14 protein-coding genes and 1 riboswitch are annotated in these 14,082 nt (G+C 74.1%); of the genes, 4 read left to right on the forward strand and 10 right to left on the reverse strand.

Features of this window, described 5'->3' with window-relative positions:
* Nucleotides 1-258: 258 nt before the first annotated feature.
* Nucleotides 259-1,164: a hypothetical protein gene (locus tag ACTMS9_RS16555; RefSeq protein ID WP_441165377.1), complete on the reverse strand. Its 906-nt coding sequence runs from the start codon at nucleotides 1,162-1,164 to the stop codon at nucleotides 259-261.
* Between the two features lie 231 nt (nucleotides 1,165-1,395).
* On the opposite strand from ACTMS9_RS16555, the gene ACTMS9_RS16560 reads away from it, so the two are divergent.
* Complete coding sequence (locus ACTMS9_RS16560; RefSeq protein WP_441147955.1) at nucleotides 1,396-1,824, forward strand: PPOX class F420-dependent oxidoreductase; 429 nt, start codon at nucleotides 1,396-1,398, stop codon at nucleotides 1,822-1,824.
* Between the two features lie 196 nt (nucleotides 1,825-2,020).
* Here the strand turns inward: ACTMS9_RS16560 and ACTMS9_RS16565 are convergent, their stop codons facing one another.
* From ACTMS9_RS16565 to ACTMS9_RS16585, 5 genes are all read right to left on the reverse strand, one after another.
* Entirely contained in the window at nucleotides 2,021-2,776 is a 756-nt protein-coding gene (locus tag ACTMS9_RS16565) for an alpha/beta fold hydrolase (RefSeq protein WP_441147954.1), read from the reverse strand.
* A gap of 106 nt (nucleotides 2,777-2,882) precedes the next feature.
* Nucleotides 2,883-3,707 (reverse strand): C39 family peptidase, encoded by an 825-nt coding sequence (locus ACTMS9_RS16570; RefSeq protein ID WP_441165378.1) that lies wholly within the window; start codon nucleotides 3,705-3,707, stop codon nucleotides 2,883-2,885.
* Between the two features lie 236 nt (nucleotides 3,708-3,943).
* Nucleotides 3,944-4,084: riboswitch (cyclic di-AMP (ydaO/yuaA leader) on the reverse strand.
* Between the two features lie 303 nt (nucleotides 4,085-4,387).
* Nucleotides 4,388-5,146, reverse strand: a complete 759-nt coding sequence (locus ACTMS9_RS16575; protein ID WP_441147952.1) for a hypothetical protein — start codon at nucleotides 5,144-5,146, stop codon at nucleotides 4,388-4,390.
* A gap of 151 nt (nucleotides 5,147-5,297) precedes the next feature.
* Nucleotides 5,298-5,705 carry a hypothetical protein gene (locus ACTMS9_RS16580; protein ID WP_441147951.1) on the reverse strand — a complete coding sequence of 136 codons (408 nt, stop codon included), beginning with the start codon at nucleotides 5,703-5,705 and terminating at the stop codon, nucleotides 5,298-5,300.
* Nucleotides 5,706-5,909: 204 nt separating this feature from the next.
* Complete coding sequence (locus ACTMS9_RS16585) at nucleotides 5,910-7,121, reverse strand: acyltransferase family protein (protein ID WP_441165379.1); 1,212 nt, start codon at nucleotides 7,119-7,121, stop codon at nucleotides 5,910-5,912.
* 302 nt (nucleotides 7,122-7,423) lie between these two features.
* On the opposite strand from ACTMS9_RS16585, the gene ACTMS9_RS16590 reads away from it, so the two are divergent.
* From ACTMS9_RS16590 to pseI, 3 genes are all read left to right on the forward strand, one after another.
* Complete coding sequence (locus ACTMS9_RS16590) at nucleotides 7,424-8,749, forward strand: polysaccharide pyruvyl transferase family protein (protein WP_441165380.1); 1,326 nt, start codon at nucleotides 7,424-7,426, stop codon at nucleotides 8,747-8,749.
* Nucleotides 8,750-8,838: 89 nt separating this feature from the next.
* Nucleotides 8,839-9,972 (forward strand): glycosyltransferase family 2 protein, encoded by a 1,134-nt coding sequence (locus tag ACTMS9_RS16595; protein ID WP_441147948.1) that lies wholly within the window; start codon nucleotides 8,839-8,841, stop codon nucleotides 9,970-9,972.
* Nucleotides 9,973-10,114: 142 nt separating this feature from the next.
* Nucleotides 10,115-11,164, forward strand: coding sequence for a pseudaminic acid synthase (gene pseI / locus ACTMS9_RS16600; RefSeq protein WP_441147947.1), 1,050 nt, complete (start codon nucleotides 10,115-10,117; stop codon nucleotides 11,162-11,164).
* A 209-nt stretch (nucleotides 11,165-11,373) separates the two neighbouring features.
* Here the strand turns inward: pseI and ACTMS9_RS16605 are convergent, their stop codons facing one another.
* The 4 genes from ACTMS9_RS16605 to ACTMS9_RS16620 are packed head-to-tail and all read right to left on the reverse strand — an operon-like array spanning nucleotide 11,374 to nucleotide 14,020.
* The gene (locus ACTMS9_RS16605) at nucleotides 11,374-11,811 is read right to left on the reverse strand and encodes a hypothetical protein (RefSeq protein WP_441147946.1); all 438 of its coding nucleotides are present in this window, start codon (nucleotides 11,809-11,811) and stop codon (nucleotides 11,374-11,376) included.
* Complete coding sequence (locus ACTMS9_RS16610) at nucleotides 11,795-12,541, reverse strand: SDR family NAD(P)-dependent oxidoreductase (protein ID WP_441147945.1); 747 nt, start codon at nucleotides 12,539-12,541, stop codon at nucleotides 11,795-11,797. Before ACTMS9_RS16610 ends, ACTMS9_RS16605 begins: the two co-directional genes overlap by 17 nt.
* Complete coding sequence (locus tag ACTMS9_RS16615) at nucleotides 12,534-13,772, reverse strand: AMP-binding protein (protein WP_441147944.1); 1,239 nt, start codon at nucleotides 13,770-13,772, stop codon at nucleotides 12,534-12,536. The genes ACTMS9_RS16610 and ACTMS9_RS16615 overlap by 8 nt, the downstream gene beginning before the upstream one ends.
* Nucleotides 13,769-14,020 carry a phosphopantetheine-binding protein gene (locus ACTMS9_RS16620; RefSeq protein WP_436682724.1) on the reverse strand — a complete coding sequence of 84 codons (252 nt, stop codon included), beginning with the start codon at nucleotides 14,018-14,020 and terminating at the stop codon, nucleotides 13,769-13,771. The genes ACTMS9_RS16615 and ACTMS9_RS16620 overlap by 4 nt, the downstream gene beginning before the upstream one ends.
* Between the last annotated feature and the right edge of the window lie 62 nt (nucleotides 14,021-14,082).

Here is a 14,082-nt window from a genome sequence, read left to right on the forward strand (position 1 = left end):
GCACGCAGTTGTGTGGGGCGCCTACGCGGCATTGCCCTTTCGTGGAGTCGACATGCCGATCATCGTTGCACACCGCGTTCGCGCGCACACCTGCCCGACGACCTACGTGGGTGGGGACCGGACCACAACGGTTGAAGATCCCGACTATGCGGGGACTGGTCAAGCAAGCTCCTGCGGGGCTAATTACGTTTCCGCAGCTGGGGCCGCGTCCAGCAGGAAGTGCAAACCCGTTCCTGAACCGTGTGTCGCAGCGACAAGTCAGCCGAGACCGAGCCGGTGCAACGCGAGGGCCACGAACCCGCGCACCGACCGGTACCAGCCGGGTACTTCGGCATCGACGTCGGAGCTGCGGGCGTCGGTGAGGACGTCGAGGGCCAGGTCGGGTAGCTGGTCGCCGAGCCGGTACGCCAGTCCCACTGCCGCCGTGACCCGGACGACCGCTGTGTTCGCGGACAGCAGCTCGCGGAGGCGGGCGTCGATCCGTTCCGAGCCGACCGGCCAGTGGGCGAGGGTCAGGTTGGCGCTCGCCCGAGTGGCGGCGCCAGCCTCGTCACCAGGGACCGAGATGAGCCCGGCCAACGCGGCCTCGTCCGGTGCGAACCAGACGAGTAGTTCGGCGGCGTACGCGGCCAACTGCGGGTCCGGATCGGTGAGCCAGCGGACGTACCGGTCGGTGTGCCGGGCTCCAGCATGGAAGGCGTCGGCCTCCCAGCGGACCGCCACGTTGTCAGCCAGCTCCGCAACCTCCTCGTGCTCGAACAGGTCCTCGGCCTCCAGATGCCGCTCCACCAGGGCCGCCTGGTCGTCGGTGATCCCCTCGGCGGCGGCGAAGGTCCGCCGCGGGTCGAACGGCAGCTCGTCGTCGCGCCGGTCGCCGAGCACCACCGAACGGAGCAGGTCGGCCACCGCTGCCCGGTCCGGGGTGTCCGGGTCGTCAGCGAGCGCCACCAGGAACGGCACCACGTGACAACTTGCCCCCCACCGCGTGCCCTGGTGGTAGACGTTGCCGAACAGCTCGGACAAGGCACGGCGCCGGACCGGCACCTCCGCCGAGCGCAACGCCCGCAACTGTTCCGGTACGTCGACGGCCGGCCCATACGCGTGGTGCAGCGACTCCCACGGGACCTCGTCGAGCCCGGCAACCGGGTCGGTCAGTTGATCCATCCAGCGGTTCTACCAGCAGCGGGCAGGGAGCCGACAACAGCGGCTGACATCACTCGTTGACATCAACGATGGCGGCCGAAGCCAGATGAGTGCGAACGGGCGTCGGCTCCGACCCGAACCTGGTGGACGCCAGCGGACGCTACGACTCTTGACGAAAGCGCCTTGTAGGCGAGGCGTCAGGCAGCAGCAGTCTGCGATGGTTGAGACGCCGGACGGCACCATAATGGCCGCATGGCGAAGTCGATGATCGACGGGGAGTGGCAGCAGTTCGTCTCGTACGGCACCCGCACCGGCAAGCTCGCGACGACCCGGGCCGACGGCTCGCCGCACGTCGTCCCAGTGTGGTTCGTACTCGACGGCGACGACGTGCTGTTCAACACCGGCAAGACCTCGGTGAAGGGCCGCAACCTCGCCCGCGACGGCAGGGCCGTGCTGTGCGTCGACGACGAGAAACCGCCGTACGCGTTCGTGACGCTGCGTGGGCGCGCGACGATCACCGAGGACCTGCCCGAGATGCGGCGGTGGGCGATCCGGATCGCCGAGCGCTACATGGGGCCGGACCTGGCCGAGGCATACGGGGCGCGCAACGCCGTGCCGGGCGAGCTGCTGGTGCGCCTGACCGTGGAGAAGGTCGTCGGGCACACCGGCATCTCCGACTGAGCGACCGCCCGCGCGGAAGCAGCGAAGAAGCATCGAACGTGCCGCCTGCGGCCGACCCGTCACGACAGCAGGCGGCGTGGCAGCCGAGCTGAGCGGCGCCGTGGCGAGGTCCGGTATGGACGGAGAGCTCGAACGTCCGGCAGGTGGTCCCGAGCCGCATGCGACCCACGACGGCGACGCCCGCGTCCGCAACCGGTCACAGGTACGGGTCGAGCAGGGCCAGCACCGCCGCCGGGTCCTCCACGTGCGCGTTGTGGCCGAGGCCGGGCAGGGTCGCCACCGGCACGCCCAGCTCGGCGAGCTGCGCGTCGCTGACCATCGGGTCGTGCTCGCCCCGGGCCAGCAGCACCGGGACGTCGGTGGCGGCCAGCAGGGCCGGCAGCTCCGGCGCGCCCACCGCGAAGGCGGCCGGGTCCATGGCCAGCCGCCAGCGGCCGTCCTCGGCACGCAGCCCCGCGTCGACCACCGGATGGTCCGGCGCGAAGAGCCCGCCGAGGCCGGCCACCTTCAGGTAGCGGCGGGCCGCCTCGTCCCGGGTGGCGAACCAGGTCACCGGGCGCTCCGCCAGCTCGCGCGCCCGGGCCAGCTCGGCCGGCGACCAGACCGCCTTGATGCCCAGCCCGACCACCGCGTCCACCGGGAGCCCGGCGTCGCGGGCGGCCAGCGCCAGCGCGACCACCCCGCCGAGGGAGTGGCCGAGGACGACCAGGCGGTCACTCGGGCGGGCCCCCTCGGGCACCGGGCCGAGCCCCGCCGCGACCTGCTCCGCGAACCCCGCGAAGGAGTACCCCGGCAGCGGCGGCGAGAAGCCGTGGCCGGCCAGGTCCGGCGCCAGCCAGCGGCCCGGCCAGCGGTGTTCCAGCAGCGGCGCCCAGGGCAGCCACACGTCGCCGGTGGTGCCCATCCCGTGCAGCAGCAACAGCAGCCGGCGGGTACCCGAGTCGTCGGTCATGGGCCGCAGTGTGCCACCGCCCGGTCGCGGCGCGCGAGACCCGCGCCAACGGCGACGGGCACCGGCCCCCAGGGGAGCCGGTGCCCGGACGAGCGACGGTATTGGATCAGGCGGAGTAGCCGCGGGTGGCGATCCAGTTCGCCAGGTCGATGGTGCTGACCCAGTACGACGGCAGGTTCGGGTCCGCCGAGTCGGCGATCCGGACCGTCCGGCCGTCGTTCTTGTAGCCGACCACCGCGATGTAGTGGCCGCCCGGGAAGGAGTGCCAGCCGCCGTCGGTGTCGGTGGCGCTCCCCGCCACGTTCACCACGACGCCCCGGCCGTCGGTGATCGCCGCGATCACGTCGGCCTGGAGCCGGTCGATCTGCGCGGAGCTGGGGGTGCCCCGGAACATCCGAGTCCGGTACGGGTCGCCCTTGACGATCTGGTTCAGGACCCGGGTCGTGTCCAGCGCCGAGTTGGTGCCCATCTCGGTGGTGCCGAGCGGGCCGGCCAGCTCGTCCTGGGTCCGCTCGATGCCCGCCGCGCTGAGCGCGTTGCGCACCGCGGCCGGACCGCAGTTGTAGAAGGTGGTCTGCGCCTGGTAGTCGTAACGGAGGACCTTGGTCGACGGCGGCTTGGGGGCCGCCTTGCGGGTCAGGTCCGGGTCCGCCTTGGCCTTGGTGGCGCTCGCCGACGGCGAGGGGCTGGCCGAGGGCGACGGCTTGTGGGACGGGGCGGCGACGCGGGCCTGGCTGCGGGTCGCGACGTCGTCCAGCCGGGGCGCCACCTCGGCGACGGCGGCCGAGGTCTGCTGGCGGGCGGGCGCCTCGTCGGCGAGCAGCGTGCTGGCGCCGGAGACGAGCACGAGCGCGGCGGCCGAGCCGGCGACCAGCTGGTAGGACCGCTCGGTGGCCAGGCGTCGCAGCTGCCGCTTCAGGGGGTGCTTCACGTGTTTTCCTCCACGGTACGAGGGCGGGAGCGGCGTGCCGGACCGGCGCGTGACGGGACGTCACGCGCGGCGTCAGAACCGGTGTGCGAGGCCGCTCGGCGGGGGTGCGCCCGGTCGGTGACCGGGCGGCGAGGTGGGGCCGGGATCAGCGCGCGAGGGCGCGGCGGACCGGCACGAACACCCCGGTACCGAGGTGGAGAGCAAGCCGAGGAATGCGAGGGAGCAGCAAAAGTTGGAACTCCTTCCGACACCGCCTACCGGGTTAGCTGACGGATTCGGGCGGGAAGAGCGCCCTACCACGGGCCGTGGCCCGCGGATTCACCCCGGACGTGCATGGGTCCCCGGTTCGTGGAATCACGATTGAGCGGGTCGGCGCGGCGTCGCCTCTTGCGATCGGAAACCGCACCGGACCCGGGCGACATTACTGGTCGGTCACGTGTCGGCCAAGCGCCGCCAGCTGCTTAAACATGATCAGGGCGACAAATTTGCCGTACAGTTCGACACTGACGTCACTCAATGGGACAGGCGGTTGTTCCGGGACCGTCGGGCGACAACCGGACAGCGCGGCGGCAAACACTGCCGATCGTCGCGATCGATGTCACCGCCTGTGACCGGATGACCGGTTTCCCGATCGCCGTGACGCGACTCACGGAAATACGGGTAACAATTTGGTCGCGTCCTCAGCCCACCCGGGCCGGCCGCCACCGCGCCGCGAGCGCGGTCCGGGCCGTCGCCGTCGCCGTCCGCTGGGCGGGCAGCCGCGCGGGACGCAGCCGCTCCGCCGCCGCGTACGCCTCGACGGCGAGCGCGCGGGCCGCCTCGGCGGCCAGTTCGGCGTCCCGCCACGCCGACCGCTCCCGCCCGGCCGCCGCCCGGTACGCGTCCCGCCGGCCGTCGCGTACCGCCCGGGCCAGCAGCACCTCCTGCTCGACGGGGTGCCGCCGGGGGTCCCAACCGTCCCGGTGCGCGAAGACGTCCCGCAGCCGCTCCACCGGCAGCTCACCGCGCCAGTGGGCCGCCACCGCCGCCTGGTGCAGCCAGCGCTCCCGGCCCGCGTACTCGGCCGGCGTGCGCGGGGTACGCGGGGCGGGCAGCGCGGCGGCGCCGGTGAACCGGCGGGCGGCGGTCTCCGCCTCGTCGTACGCCGTCCAGGCCCGGTCCACCTCCTCCTGGGCGGCCAGCCAGGCATCCCGCCACCGGCGCGCGGTCTGGGCGGCGCCGGCCGCCGCGACGGCGACCTCCTCGGCGTACCGGCGCAGGTCCGCCAGCTCGGTCGCGGGGTCGGCGGCCGGGTCGACGACCGGCTCGTCGGGGGCCGGGTCCCGCTCGGGGCGGGCGACCAGCACGGTGAGCACGGTCAGGGCGAGCACGAGCAGGGCCGACCAGATGGCGGCGGCGGTCGGGACCTCGACGAGGAACTGGTAGAGGACGGTGTTCACGGTGGGCACCTCCCGGAAGCGGGATGCGGAAAGAGGAGTCCCACACCGGCCCGGGGGGCGACGGGGCGAGGCCGGGGCGGCGCCGCGTGCCGGGGGCGGGTGCGGTGGTGAGGTTCTCGAGGGCGCGGTCGCGGGTGGCCCCGCGTGGCGGTCAGCCGAGCGGCGGGGCGCGGGGACCGGTCGCGGCGGCGGCCAGCCCGGTCAGGGGCAGCGGCGGCGAGGTGACCGGATGGGCCGGCCGGCCGACCGGGTCGATCGAGGTGACCGGAGCGAGCGGGGCGGCGGGCGGGGCGACGAATGCGCGGCCCTCGCTCTGGGCGTCGCCGGCGGCGAGCGCCACGGCGGGGACGGCGGCCGCGCGGACCGCGAACCCGTCGGGCACCGCCAGATCGACGAGGATCGGTGCGCCCGCCGGGCTGGGAGCGGCGGTGAGCGCGCCGGCGTCCGGCACGGCCGGACCGCCGAGGGAGAGCGCGACCGCCAGGGCGAGGCCGGTCAGCAGCCGGGAACTCCAGCGCGCCACCCACCACAGAGGACTGGTGAGCGCGACCGGGAGCACGGCACCACGCTACCGCCGATGCCGGGTGATCGCAGCGTCGCCGGGCGTGTCGGCGCGGCGCTCACCAACGTGCGTCGCGACAGTCGCCCGCCCGTTTGCGGCGTGTCGCGCCCTCCCCGGCGAACGTCACCGCGACACGCCGCAAACCGCGCGAGGCGCACGGGCAGCGGACCGGACCGGGTACCGGCCGGGGTGGACGGGGGGTCAGTGGGGGTCGCGCGGGCCCGCGTACTCGATGGGTCGGCCAGCCGGCGCGCCGTCGGCGGCCGCCCGCGGCGCCGGCGTGGGGCGCGGCGTCGGCGCCGCCGCCGCGTCCAGGGTGGACGGGGCGGGACGGGGCCGGCGACGGGGTGCCAGGCGGCGCATCATCGGCGTCTCGACCCAGCGGTGCAGCAGGGCGGCCAGCACCAGGTTCACGGCCAGGAAGCCGAGCACCGCCAGCGGTCCCCACCAGCCGGGCAGCCCGACGCCGAGGTGGCCGGTGGCCCGCAGCACGGTGACCATCACCAGCACGTGCACCAGGTAGAAGGCGAAGGAGACCTCACCGAGCCAGACCAGCCGGCGGTGCCGCCAGGGCGAGGGCCGACCGCGCACGTCGGCGTCCGCCGCGGCGGTGATGACCAGGATGTACGCCACGGACAGGATCGCCGCCCAGAGCTCGGCGCGGATCCACTGCCCCGCCACCACCCAGGTGACCACGAAGATGAGGCTGGCCAGCGGCAGGCCGGGCCCCCGCCAGCGGCCCCGCCGCATCAGCTCGGCGGCCGCCACGCCCAGCCAGAACTCCAGCGAGCGGACCACCGGGAAGATCTGGGTGAACCACCAGGTGCTCTCCTCCGGCACCAGCGCCTGCCCGGGCCAGAGGGCCACGATCAGCAGCGGCACCGCCGCCACCACCGCCCAGAGCAGGCCGGCCCGGGCCCGGCGCAGCGCCGGCAGCACCAGCGGCAGGCAGAGGTAGAAGAACAGCTCGCAGGAGAGCGACCAGCTCACCGTGTTGATGCTGTAGAAGTAGCCGGGCGTCGGGTCCCAGGCCTGCACGAGCAGGAGGCTCTCCAGCGCGGCGCGGGGCACGATGGTGTCCGCGAACCACCACATCACGAGCAGGGCCGCCACCCAGGTCAGCACGTGGTTCGGGTAGATCTTGGCGAGCCGCCGCCGCCAGAAGTCGCGCCGCCGCTCCCCGTCGCGGGCCGACCAGACCAGCACGAACCCGCTGAGGATGAAGAAGAACTGCACCCCGGACAGGCCCAGGGTGAACACCCCGCCGACGACCGCCTGGTAGTCCGGTTCACCGACGATCCGCATGGTGCCCGCGTGGTAGCCGAAGACCAGCATCGCGGCCACCCAGCGCAGCCCGGTCAGCGAGGGCAGCCGGCTCGCCGTGGCCGTCGGTGCGCCCACCGCGCTCGTCATGCCGGGCACCCCGCCGTCGCCACGCTCACCCGCACGTACCTCTCCTCCCCCGGCCGCTCGCCGCCGCGACCGCGGCCCGGCGCCGGACGGCGGCACCGGTCGTGCCGCCGTCCGGGCACCCTACCGGCTGGTGGGGCCGCCACGACCGGGTCGGGGGACGCCGACCCACCGGGAGATGTACGCGGGCTGCAGATTGCCCTAATATTCCCCGGACCCCCGCCGACGTCGTGCCCGGCGGCGGGCCGGCCGGCGCCCTCCCACCGGGCCGCCCCGGCACGCGTGGACCACGAGATGGAGCGGCGATGCACGAGCGGATCCTGATGCGGGCGAAGAAGGGCCCGTTCGACGTCCGCTCCGCCGAGGAGGCCTTCGAGGGCGACTGGATCGGGGCCAACAACGGCAACCTCGTCTTCAGCCACGCCGCCCACAAGCTGCTCGGCACGACGACCGCCGCGATCACGCCGACCGAGTTCAAGGTCAACCCACGCGAGACCGACGAGATCAACGAGAAGTACGACGTCTACGTCATCCCGCTGGCCAACGCCTTCCGGCGCAGCTACACGCACCGCATCGAGCTGATGACCCGGCTGGTCGAGCGGCTGAAGATCCCGGTGGTCGTGCTCGGGGTCGGGGTGCAGACCGACGTCACCGGCGACCGGGAGTACCTGCGCCCGATCGACGCCGTGGTCAGCCGGTTCGTCCGGGCCGTGCTCAACCGCTCGCCCAGCATCGGCGTACGCGGCGAGATCACCGAGAGCTACCTGCGCACCCTGGGCTTCTCGGCGGTCGACGTGATCGGCTGCCCGTCGATGTTCCTGCACGGCGACCGGCTGACGGTGGAGAAGACCAGGCCGACGCTGGAGCCGGACGCCCGGGTGGCGCTGACCGTCTCCCCGTACGTCAAGTCGATGGCGAAGATCATCGCCGCGCACCACCGGCGCTACCCGAACCTGCGCTACCTGCCGCAGGACCTCACCACCCTCGGCACGCTGCTCTACGGCGACGCCCCGGAGGACCGGGGAAAGACCAGCCAGATCCCGGTGCACACCTCCCACCCGCTGTTCGTCGAGGACAAGGTGCGGATGTTCCTGGACCCGTGGACCTGGATGGACTACCTCTCCGGGTTCGACTTCGCCTTCGGCACCCGCATCCACGGCACCATCACCGCGCTGGTCGCCGGGACCCCCGGCTACCTCTTCGCGCACGACTCGCGCACGCTGGAGCTGGCCCGGTACTTCGACATCCCGCACCGGACGATGAAGGAGGTGCCCGCCGACATCGACGCCGCGCAGCTCTACGCCGAGGCGGACTACACCGCCATGCACGCCGGCCACCGGGACCGCTACGAGCGGATGGCGGCGTTCCTGGCCGCGCACCGGCTCGGCAACGCGTTCGACGACGGGGACGCCACCGCCCGCTTCGACGAGCGGGTCCGCGCCACCAGCTTCCCGCCGGCCGTCCGGCCGGCCACCGCGACCTCCCCGGAGGCCCTGCTGGAGCGGATCCAGTGGCTGCGGGACCGCAACACCGCGCTGGACGGCCAGGTGCGCACGCTGGAGGAGCAGCGGCTGCGGGCCCGGGTCAGGCGCGCGGTCGGCGCGCCGGTACGGCGGATCCTGAGTCGTTAACCCGCCGCTCGGCGGCTGTTCAGTAACTCCATCTCCACCGGATACGTCAGGTTCCGAGGCCGTCCACCCGGGTGCACCAGGGTGGCGGCGTGGTCAACGAGCCGACGCGCGCCACCCCTCTGCTGAGCATCGTCGTGCCGGTCCACGGGGTGGAGGCGTACCTGTACCAGTGCCTCGAGTCGATCCGGGCGGACGTCCCGGCCGACGAGCGGGGCACGGTCGAGCTGGTCGCCGTCGACGACGCCTCCCCGGACCGGTGCGGGGACATGCTGCGTTCGTACGCCGCCGGCCGGTCCGAGGTCCGCACCGTGCACCTGAGCAGCAACGTCGGGCTGGGCCCGGCCCGCAACGCCGGCCTGGCGGTGGCGACCGGCGACTACGTCTGGTTCGTCGACAGTGACGACTGGCTGCCGCCGGGCACCATCCCCGCGGTGCTGGACCGGCTGCGCGCGCACCGCCCCGACGTGCTGCTGCTGGACCACGTGCGGGTGCACGAGGGCGGGCGGCGCGAGCTGGACGCCAGCAGTCCCCTGCTGCGCGGGGTGCCCGACGTGGTCCGGCTGGCCGACCGGCCGCAGCTGCTGCGGGTGCAGCACACCGCCTGGAACAAGGTGGTCCGCCGCGCCTTCATGGACGAGCTGGAGCTGCGCTTCCACCCCGGCTGGTACGAGGACATCCCGTTCAGCCACCCGCTGCTGATCGGCGCGGAGAAGATCTCGGTGCTGGACCGGGTCTGCTACCTCTACCGGCAGGGCCGGCAGGGCGCGATCACCTCCACCCGCAGCGGCCGGCACTTCGACGCCTTCGACCAGTACGACCGGCTGCTGGACTGGGTCGGGCGGCGGTACCCGGACGAGCGGCTGCGGGCCGAGCTGTTCGGGCTGATGGTCAACCACATGCTGGTGGTGGTCGGCAACGACGACCGGCTGCACCCGCACCTGCGCCGAAAGTTCTTCCACCGGGTGGCCGCCCAGTATCGTCGCCACCTGCCGGCGGGCGGCTACCCCCGCCCCGCCGGGGTGGCCGGGCTCAAGCACCGGCTGGTGGGCCGGGACAACTACCTCGCGTACGCGGCGCTGCGCCAGGCCCACCGGCTGGCCGGTCGGCTGCGCCGGCCCGCCGCTCCCCCGGCCGGCGCCGCCGTCGCATCGGCGGCTGCGGACCGGGTCGCCGCCGACCCGGCCGAGGCGAGCGACGCGCTGGCCCGTCACGGCACGCCGTGACGGCGAGGGTCGACACGTCGTGCCGCCGTGATGCCCGGACCCGGTTGGGGCGGCACCCGGCGGCGGAGTTTTCCAGGTCGTCCCCGGACGACGAGGCAGGGACCGCGCGCCTGCGCGGACGCACAGCGGACAGAGGTCGGGCATGACGACAGTGAAGATCGGGCCGCACGTGGTCGGCGCCGGGGAGCGGCCCTTCGTGGTCGCCGAGATGTCCGGCAACCACAACGGTGACCTGGACCGGGCGCTGGCCATCGTGGACGCCGTCGCGGCCAGCGGGGCGCACGCGCTGAAGCTCCAGACGTACCGGCCGGACACGATCACCATCGACGTCGACACCCCGGCCTTCCGGATCTCCGGTGGGCACGAGCTGTGGGGCGGGCAGAACCTGTACCGGCTCTACGAGCGGGCGCACACGCCGTACGAGTGGCACGCGCCGATCTTCGCCCGGGCCCGCGAGCGGGGGCTGACCGTCTTCTCCTCGCCGTTCGACGCCACGGCGGTGGAGCTGCTGGAGGAGCTGGACGCGCCGGCGTACAAGATCGCCTCGTCGGAGCTGGTCGACCTGCCGCTGATCCGGCTGGTCGCCGGCACCGGCAAGCCGCTGGTCATCTCGACCGGGATGGCGACGGTGGCCGAGATCGACGCCGCGGTGCGGACCGCCCGCGAGGGCGGGGCCGGCGGCATCGTGCTGCTGGCCTGCACCGCCTCCTACCCGGCGCCGCCGGCGGACAGCAACCTGCGCCGTATCCCGGTGCTCGCCGACGCGTTCGGCGTGCCGGTGGGGCTCTCCGACCACACCCCCGGCATCGGCGTGCCGGTCGCCTCCGTGGCGCTGGGCGCGTGTTTCATCGAGAAGCACGTGACGCTGGACCGCGCCGACGGCGGGGTGGACTCCGACTTCTCCCTCAACCCGGACGAGCTGGCCGCGCTGGTGGTCGAGTCGGGGCGGGCGTACGCGGCGCTGGGCGGCACCGCGATCGGCCCCACCCCCGCCGAGCGGGAGGGGCTGCGGTTCCGCCGTTCGCTCTACGTGGTCGCGGACGTGCGCGCCGGCGACCCGGTGACCGCCGACAACGTGCGGTCGATCCGGCCCGCGGGCGGGTTGCCGCCGGTGGAGATCGAGAAGGTGCTGGGCCGCACCTTCGCCGTCGACGTCCCGCGCGGCACCCCGCTGAGCTGGGACCTCGTCTGAGCCGTCGCTGACCGACACCGGCTCCGGGCTTCCGGGGCCGGTGTCGCCGTCCGCCGGCCGGCAGGGTGTCCGGTCGCCTTTCGAGCTGATGTCGTCAACGACTCAACCGACCGGGCCGCGGTCGTCTCGGAGGCGGCGTCGCGCGTCCCGGGCTCCCGCTGCGCGGCCCGCACCGCGAAGCGCGGGACGGCTGGGCGAGAGGCGGCTGGTCAGGGCGCGAAGGCGACCGTCACCACCACGTCGTCCAGGCGCAGGGTCCGCCACACCGCCCGGCTCTCCGGGGGTACGGCCAGCCCGTGCCGCCGCCACCAGGCGGCCACCGGCACGTCGGCCAGCTTGCAGAGGCTCTCCGCCCGGGTCCAGCGGGCCCAGAAGTCGGCCCGCCCGAACCGGTGCGCCAGGGCGGGCGGGACGTCCGCGTCGGCCCGTTCGGCGTCCACCGCGACCCGCCAGCCCGGGGTCGGTGGGCCGTACCAGCCCACGCAGCGTCCGTCGTCGAGGTGGCTGCGGGTGACGGCGTACCCCAGGTCGGCCGGCCGGCCCACCCGCAGGTGCCGTTCGGCGGCGCCGAGCAGGGCCGGCACCGGCCGGGGCGCGCGGGCGGCGGGCCCCGGCCGGGACAGGGCGGCGTCAGACGGAGGCCGCACCGTCCACCACGATCACCTGGCCGTTGATGTTGGTCTGCTCGCGCAGCAGCATCCGCACCACCGGCACGACCTCCTCCGGCTCGGTGAGGTGGCCGGTGGGGGTGCGCCGGACGATCTGGTCGAGCTGGGTGCTGCCCAGCACGGCGGACATCTCCGAGGCGAAGAAGCCGGGCGCCACCGAGTTGACCAGCATCCGGCCGCCCAACTCGCGGGCCAGCGAGCGGGTGGCGGCGTCCATGCCGCCCTTGGTGGCCGAGTACGCCACCAGTCCCGGGAAGCCGCGCTGCGCGCAGATCGAGGTGATGTTGACGATCCGTCCGCGCAGCCCCTTGCCCAGCATCCGCCGGATCACCAGGCGGGTGAGCTGCAACGGCGCGGTCAGGTTGGTCTCGATGATCCGGGCGATGTCGCCGGTGGAGGTGTGCACGTGCAGCGAGTCCTGCCCGACGGCGGCGTTGTTGACGACGCCGTCGATCGGGCCGAGCCGCTCCTCCACCTCCCGCACGAAGGCCAGGGTGGCGGCCGGGTCGGTGACGTCGACCGCGCCGACGTGCACCCGGTCGGGATGCTCGGCGGCCAACTTCTCCAGCTCCGGCGTGACGGTACGGGCGAAGGCCGCCACCCGTACGCCGGCGTCGAGCAGGTCGGTGACGATGGCCAGGCCCAGCCCCCGGGAACCGCCGGAGACGAGGACCACGGTGCTGGGCGGGACGAGCGGGGAGTCAGACATCGCTCTTCAACGTCTCCTTGACGGGGATCTCGGTGAACATGCGGATGCGGCGCGGCACCGCGTAGTCGGGGAGCCGGTCGGCGCACCAGCGCACCAGCATGGCCTCGTCCAGCGGGTCGCCGGACGGCGTCGGCACCACCTCGGCGACGACCATCCGGCCGAGCACCGGCGCCCGCCGACCGGTGACCCGGGCCCAGGCCACCCGGGGGTGGGCGGTGAGCACGTTCCGGACCAGCCCGGCGGAGACCTTGCTGCCGCCGACGTTGATCTCGTCGGAGTCGAGCCGGCCGGTGATCAGCACCCGGTCGTCGACCACCTGCACCCGGTCGCCGGTGCGCACCGGCCCGTCGAGCCCGACCCCGTGGTACGGCGAGCTGACCACCAGTTCCTCGCCGTCGACCGAGAGCCGGGGCCGGCCGGGCACCTCCCGGTCCAGCCAGTCGACCGGGAACCCGGCGCGGCCGTCGTGCACCACGATGGACGCGCCGACCTCGGAGGAGGCGTAGATCCAGGAGATCCGGGCGGTCGGGAAGACCGCGCGGAGCTGGTCCAGGACGGCCTGGTCGACCGGCTCCCCGCCGAGGGTGAGCTGGCGCAGCGGCACCCGGGCCAGCGCCGCGCCGTCGCGGTGCAGGGTGCGCCGCCAGAAGGTCGGGGTGCCGGAGGCGGCGTCCACGCCGTGCGCGGCGGCGACGGCCGGCCACTCGTCCAACTCGTCCGGGTCGACCACCACGAGGTGCTGTCCGGGCTGGGTGAGCGACAGCGTCACCACCTGCCACCAGGCGTACGTGCCGGGGGCGTACGGGCAGAGCCAGGTCCGCTCCGGCTGGGCGCCCCGGACGGTGGTCAGCGAGTCCAGGGTGTGCCCGACCCGCTTGGGCCGCCCGGTGGAGCCGGAGGTGAGCAGCCAGAGCCGGCCGGGCTCGGCCGGGCGGGCGGTTGTCGGCGGGACGGTCACCGGGCCGGCGGCGTCCAGGGTGGCCAGCGCGAAGCCGGCCTCGCGCAGCTCGTCCCGCATCGCCGGGTCGACCCGGTGCGCGGTGCTGAGCAGCAGCTCGGTGCCGTGCTCGGCGTGCTGCCGGGCGGCGGCCAGCGCGTCGGCGGAGCCGGCGGCGAGGACGGCGGCGGGCGACGGCAGCGCCGGCGCGGGCAGCGCCCGCCAGGTGCGCGCGGTGCCCCCGACGACGACCCGGTTGTCCAGGCCGGCCGGGGTGGAGGTCGTGACGGTCACTGCCGCTGGAGCGTGCCGAGGAAGTCGAGGACGTCGCCGACGGTGGCGATCCGGCGCAGGCCGGGGGCGTCGAAGTTGAGCTCCTCCCCCGTCTCGTCCTCGACCCGCAGGGCCAGCTCGGAGAAGTCCAGCGACCGGAAGCCGATCTCCCGCAGGTCGGCGTCGTCGTCGTCCGGGAGCACCTTGCCCTGGTTGGCGAGCACCTGCGCCATGAGGTCGCGGATCTGCGCGCGACTCAATTCGTTCATGCGGCGGAGTGTACAGCCCGGGAATTGACCTCACCATTTCCCGGGTAGGGTTCCCGAGGCCC

It is taken from the genome of Micromonospora sp. L31, assembly GCF_052068075.1.
Lineage (GTDB): Bacteria > Actinomycetota > Actinomycetes > Mycobacteriales > Micromonosporaceae > Micromonospora > Micromonospora purpureochromogenes.

Excerpts from the sequence above, each read along its gene's own strand:
- ACTMS9_RS16590 (WP_441165380.1), top strand. The coding sequence starts at position 7,424 with ATGCACGAGCGGATCCTGATGCGGGCGAAGAAGGGCCCGTTCGACGTC.
- ACTMS9_RS16555 (WP_441165377.1), bottom strand. The coding sequence starts at position 1,164 with ATGGATCAACTGACCGACCCGGTTGCCGGGCTCGACGAGGTCCCGTGG.
- pseI (WP_441147947.1), top strand. The coding sequence starts at position 10,115 with ATGACGACAGTGAAGATCGGGCCGCACGTGGTCGGCGCCGGGGAGCGG.
- ACTMS9_RS16610 (WP_441147945.1), bottom strand. The coding sequence starts at position 12,541 with ATGTCTGACTCCCCGCTCGTCCCGCCCAGCACCGTGGTCCTCGTCTCC.
- ACTMS9_RS16560 (WP_441147955.1), top strand. The coding sequence starts at position 1,396 with ATGGCGAAGTCGATGATCGACGGGGAGTGGCAGCAGTTCGTCTCGTAC.
- ACTMS9_RS16565 (WP_441147954.1), bottom strand. The coding sequence starts at position 2,776 with ATGACCGACGACTCGGGTACCCGCCGGCTGCTGTTGCTGCTGCACGGG.
- ACTMS9_RS16585 (WP_441165379.1), bottom strand. The coding sequence starts at position 7,121 with ATGACGAGCGCGGTGGGCGCACCGACGGCCACGGCGAGCCGGCTGCCC.
- ACTMS9_RS16620 (WP_436682724.1), bottom strand. The coding sequence starts at position 14,020 with ATGAACGAATTGAGTCGCGCGCAGATCCGCGACCTCATGGCGCAGGTG.